The organism is Streptomyces longispororuber (genome assembly GCF_014656095.1).
In the GTDB taxonomy this organism is placed as follows: domain Bacteria; phylum Actinomycetota; class Actinomycetes; order Streptomycetales; family Streptomycetaceae; genus Streptomyces; species Streptomyces longispororuber.
In genome coordinates this window covers 1-4,750 of the sequence record NZ_BNBT01000270.1, presented here as the reverse complement: position 1 = coordinate 4,750, position 4,750 = coordinate 1, and the positions used below count along the sequence as shown (strand labels likewise).

The following is a 4,750-nucleotide window of genomic DNA, read 5'->3' as shown; positions in this document are numbered from 1 at the left end:
GTCCGCGGGCCGCCCGGACCGGGCCGCCCCGGCGGGCGGCGCGGGCGCACGCGCGTACGGCCCCCGCCGCGCCGCCCGACAGGCCCTGGGCACCTGCCGATTGGCGCATTCTTCCCGGAGTCGGGGCGGTGACGGGCAGGGGAGGAGTAGCGTTCCGGATACAGAACGGGACCGTCTGGTGGAGTCGGTCCGGTCCCGGCGCGGAGGGCTTTCAGGGTGGAGCAGCGCATGTCTGTGCAGGAAGTGCTCGGCGGCCTGGAGGACGCCGTCGGTGAGGAGCAGCACCGTGTGTGGTCGGCGCGGTGCGCGCGGGTGCTGGGTCTGGACGGCATCGCGGTGTCCATGCGGTCGGGCTCGGAGCTGGTGTGGTTCAGCGACGACACCAGCGCCTGGCTGGAGGACGTCCAGTTCACCCTGGGCCAAGGGCCGGGCGTGGCGGCTGACTTCGCCGATGTGCCCTGCCAGGTCGTGGATCTGGGGGCGGACGAGCGGTGGCCGCAGTTCGCCGCCGAGGCCGGGACGATGGGGGTGCGGGCCGTGTTCGTCTGGCCGGTTCGCTCCGGACTGGCCCACCTCGGGAACCTGTCGGGCTACCGCACGCGGCCGGGCGCCTTGACGCAGCTCCAGGCGGCGGACGGGCTGCGGGTGGCCGACGCGCTGGCGGGCTGGCTGCTGGCCTGGCGGCCGGACAGGGACGCCTCCGGCGACGGGCCGGGCACGACGGGCATGATCGAGCTGCACCGGGCCGAGGTGCACCAGGCCACCGGGGTACTCAGCTACCGGCTCGGCATCGCGCCCGACGAGGCGCTGGCACGGCTGCGGGCCCAGGCGTTCGCCTCCGGCCAGGACCTGGCCGACGCCGCCCGCGACATCCTGCGGGAGCTGCCCTCGTGATCCACCCGGGTCCCACCGCGCCGCACGACCGGCGCACATCCAGGAGTTGAGGACATGAGCAGGGAAGAAGAGATCGCCCGGACCTTCGTGGAACTGGCCGACACACTGATCCAGGACTTCGACGTCATCGACTTCCTGCACCAGCTCACCGCCCGCTGCCGTGAGATCTTCGCCCTCACCGACGCCGCGGTCCTGCTGGCCTACCCCGAGCCGGAGCACATGTACAGCCCCGCGCCGTGCGACCCCAGCCCCGCCCTGGCCCGCGTCCTGGACGTGGCCCTGCGCGAGGGCCCCGCCCTGGAGGCCTACCGCACCGCCGCCCCCGTCGCCCCCGGCGAGCTCGTGCACGCCCCCGCCGACTGGGAGCGCTTCACGGCCCGGGCCCGCGAGGCCGGTTACACCTACGCCGCCGCCGTACCGATGCGGCTGCGCCAGCAGTCCCTCGGTGCCCTGCTCCTGCTCAGCAGCAACGGTACGCCCCTGCCCGCACAGGACCTGTCCACGGCCCAGGCGTTCGCCGACGCGGCCACCATCGGCCTGATCCACGCCCGCACCCTGCAGCACGCCGGAACGGTCAACCAGCAGCTCCACACCGCCCTGCACAGCCGCATCCTCATCGAGCAGGCCAAGGGCTACCTCTCCGCCCAGCGCGGCATCTCCCTCAACGACGCCTTCACCGCCCTGCGCGGCCACGCCCGCCACCACCGCGTGCTGCTCACCACCACCGCCCAGCACGTCCTGACCACGGGCAGCCTCACCGCGGCCCCTCCGGCCGGGCGCCCCCCGACCGACACCTCCTCGACGGAGTGAGCTCCGCGCGGTCCGGCGGCAGGGCCGAGGTGCGGGGGCCCGGGCCTGTCAGCGTGCCGATCCGGTGAGGCCGTCGGCGGCGCACGTGATGTCGAAGAGCGCGTACGTCTCCGTCAGGCGCAGTACGGCACAGGGCTGGGCCTGGAGTCCGGCCAGGACCAGGTGGCCTCCGCTGCCGTGTATGCGGTTGCGCAGCCGCAGGAGCAGGTTGAGTCCCATGGAGTCCATGAAGGAGACCCCGGACAGGTCGAGGCGCAGCGTCTTGTCCCCGACGGGCAGGACGGCGGTGGCCCGCTCCACGCGCGGGCAGGTGTGGATGTCCAGCTCGCCGGTCACGGCGATGACGGTTCCCTCGAGGTGGTGAAGGGCTGTCACGGTGAAGTCGGGCATGGTTCGTCCCCGGTTCCGGGATCGAGCCTCTCGCGGTCGCCGCCAGGGGCGGGCCGTCAAGCGTGCGGCGTTGGGCCGCACGCAGCCGAGCAAGACCACCCGTACCGTTCCCCGGCCACCAGTGAAGGGTGGCCTGAGGGCGGCGCGGGGTCTCTCACCGGACCAGGCTGGCTTCTCGGCAGCGTGGCACGCCCACCCCTGTCCTGGCCAGCCCGCGCGGGCCGGGGAGCCGAACTTCCCCCCATGGGCGGGGGCGTCACCGGCGCGCGGACTTCCGGACGTCGGCCGGGGGTCCGCCGGCCGAAGGTGTGGACGTCCGGTCCTGTCGGCGGGCCCGGCCTCCGGGCGCACACGCAGTGGTACGGAGCAACGACTCCCCAGGTCCGCGCGGGACTGCCTCCGCAGCCGCTGCCGAGGTGTCCGTTGCAAGCGTTTCACCGTCATGACGAGCCTGTGAACTGGGGCAGTTACTTCAACACGACACCATGTCTGAAAAGACTTGCAGGGCGTTGCGAAAGGTGCGTGCCTCCACAACGATGGGCGCCTGTCAGGGCCTGACCGCCTGAGCCATCCTCCCGCCAGCATCCGAAAGGGCATACTCATGGACCGCACCCGACCTCGCACGCGCCTGCGCCTGGGCGTCGCAGTGGTACTCGCCCTGCTCCTCGGGGCCTTCGTGGCGTCGCCGGCGTCGGCCGCGCCGGACGCAGGGGCGCAGCGGAACACGGTGGTGGCGACGTTCAACGTCGCCGCGCAGACGCAGTGGGGCCAACAGGTCTACGTGACCGGCAACCGCCCGGAGCTGGGGTCCTGGAACCCGGACAAGGCGGTACCGCTCTCCTCGGCCACCTACCCGACCTGGTCGGCGACCGTGCTCCTGCCCGCCGACACCAAGGTGGAGTACAAGTACATCATCAAGGCCGTCAACACCCGCGTCGTCTGGGAGAGCGGCCCCGACCGCACCACCGTCACCCCGCCGACAGGCACCTACATCACCCACGACACCTTCCGTAACTGACCACCCGCAGCGGGGGCCGGGCGGACTCACCGCCCGGCCCCTGCATGCCGCGTCGAAGAGGAACGCGCCCCGGCAGTGACGTGGACGGTCAGTGCTCGGTGGTGGCCGGGGCCCGTGGTGGACGCCGGGAGCGGGGGGAGGAGGCCGCCGCCAGGGCGCGCAGGAGTGGGCTACGGCCGCGGTCCGGGACCGTCTTGAGGGGGTGGCCGCGTACTCCCCAGCGCTCCAGGAGCGTGTTGGCGGCCAGGAACCCGGTCGTGGCAGCGCGTTCCATGAGGGCCACGGGCAGGTCGGTGCGGACCAGGTCACCGGCGACGACCAGACCGGGGTGCGGGGTGCGTACGGTGGGGCGGTCGGTGTGGCCGCCCACCGGGAACAGCGGGCAGTCGTCGCGCCAGACGTGGCGCGCGTCGAGCACCGTGGCCGTACGGGTCTCCGGGTAGACGCGGTGGAGTTGGCCGAGGAGGAGCTTCTGCTCGACCTCCCGCGTCGCGTCCCGCGGAACGGCGTACGCGTGCAGTTCGACGACGGAGCCGCCCGTGCGGGCGCTCCAGCGGGCCGCCTCGTCCTCCCAGCGCTCCAGCACGCTGACGTTGTCCAGGCTGCCGAAGCCGCTGGTGCCGAGGAAGCCGGGCCGCTCGGGCGCGACCGGCCGGTCCAGCCAGAGGCGCGTGACCAGGAAGGGCGGGGCGGTGCGCAGCCGGGCCACGCGGTCGCGCCAGGGGCCGTCGCCCATCTGTGTGCTGTGCCGCACCAGGGAGCGCAGGCCCGCGGTGTCCAGGGCGAGGACCACGGCGTCGTGGCGGAGTGCGTCGTGGTCGGTGGCGACCGCGTGGCCGCCGTCCGGGGTGGGCGCGACGCGCTGGACGGCCGTACCGGTGCGGATGCGGACGCCGTGGCCGCCGAGGTAGGTGGCGAGGGGGTCCCACAGGGCGGTGGGGTAGGGGCCGTCGGGGACGTCGAAGAGCAGGCCTTCGGAGGAGCCGAGGAAGTAGATGTGGAACATCAGCGCCATCTCGGCCGCCGACAGGTGGCGCGGGTCGGCGAAGAAGCTGCGGGAGAACACCTCGAAGGCGAGGTGGCGGGCGCTGCGGGGGAAGCGCAGGGCGTCCAGGAAGTCGTGGGCGCTGGTCGTGTCCAGGCGGTCGTACACCTCGGGCACGCGTACGTCGAGGAGCGGCAGGGCCGCGGCCGGGTTCATGGCGGGCAGGTCCCGCAGCCGGAACGAGGGGCTGAGCGCGACGAAGCCGAGCGCGCTGAGCGGCGGGGTGCGCGGGACGTGCCGGAAGCTGTCGCGCAGGCCGCCGGCGTGCAGCAGCGGGTAGTCGGGCAGGCCGGTGAGCCGTTCCAGGGCGGGGTCGGTGCGGCGCAGCAGGGCGCGCAGGTTGTAGTACTGGCGGAAGAAGGCGTGGAAGCCGCGGCTCATGGTCACGGGTGTGCCGTCGCGGAGTGCGGTCGGCCAGCCCCCGGCCCGCCCGCCGAGATAGGGCTCCTTCTCGTACAGGGTGACGGCCACGCCGCGTTCGGCGAGCGCGGTGGCGGCGGCGAGTCCGGCGATGCCGCCGCCGATCACGCCCACCGACGGCGGCGGCCCCGGACGGCGGGTGCCGCCGGGCCGGGCGGGACGGACGACCGCCC

General features: G+C 73.7%; 5 protein-coding genes. 3 read left to right on the top strand and 2 right to left on the bottom strand.

The genetic code is table 11. The annotated features are described in order from the left end of the window. Positions 1-228: 228 nt before the first annotated feature. Together IE330_RS37660 and IE330_RS37655 are read left to right on the top strand one after the other, a co-directional pair. The gene (locus IE330_RS37660; protein WP_190140688.1) at positions 229-894 is read left to right on the top strand and encodes a GAF and ANTAR domain-containing protein; all 666 of its coding nucleotides are present in this window, start codon (positions 229-231) and stop codon (positions 892-894) included. Positions 895-948: 54 nt separating this feature from the next. After that, entirely contained in the window at positions 949-1,704 is a 756-nt protein-coding gene (locus tag IE330_RS37655) for a GAF and ANTAR domain-containing protein (protein WP_190140687.1), read from the top strand. Positions 1,705-1,752: 48 nt separating this feature from the next. On the opposite strand, the gene IE330_RS37650 is transcribed toward IE330_RS37655, so the two are convergent. Further along, the gene (locus tag IE330_RS37650; RefSeq protein WP_190140686.1) at positions 1,753-2,094 is read right to left on the bottom strand and encodes an STAS domain-containing protein; all 342 of its coding nucleotides are present in this window, start codon (positions 2,092-2,094) and stop codon (positions 1,753-1,755) included. 601 nt (positions 2,095-2,695) lie between these two features. Between IE330_RS37650 and IE330_RS37645 the strand changes: the two genes are divergently transcribed. Continuing rightward, on the top strand, positions 2,696-3,112 hold the full coding sequence (locus tag IE330_RS37645; protein WP_190140685.1) for a carbohydrate-binding module family 20 domain-containing protein: 417 nt from the start codon (positions 2,696-2,698) through the stop codon (positions 3,110-3,112). An 88-nt stretch (positions 3,113-3,200) separates the two neighbouring features. On the opposite strand, the gene IE330_RS37640 is transcribed toward IE330_RS37645, so the two are convergent. Beyond that, the coding region (locus IE330_RS37640) for an FAD-dependent oxidoreductase (RefSeq protein WP_373314830.1) at positions 3,201-4,750 on the bottom strand (1,550 nt) is incomplete at its 5' end.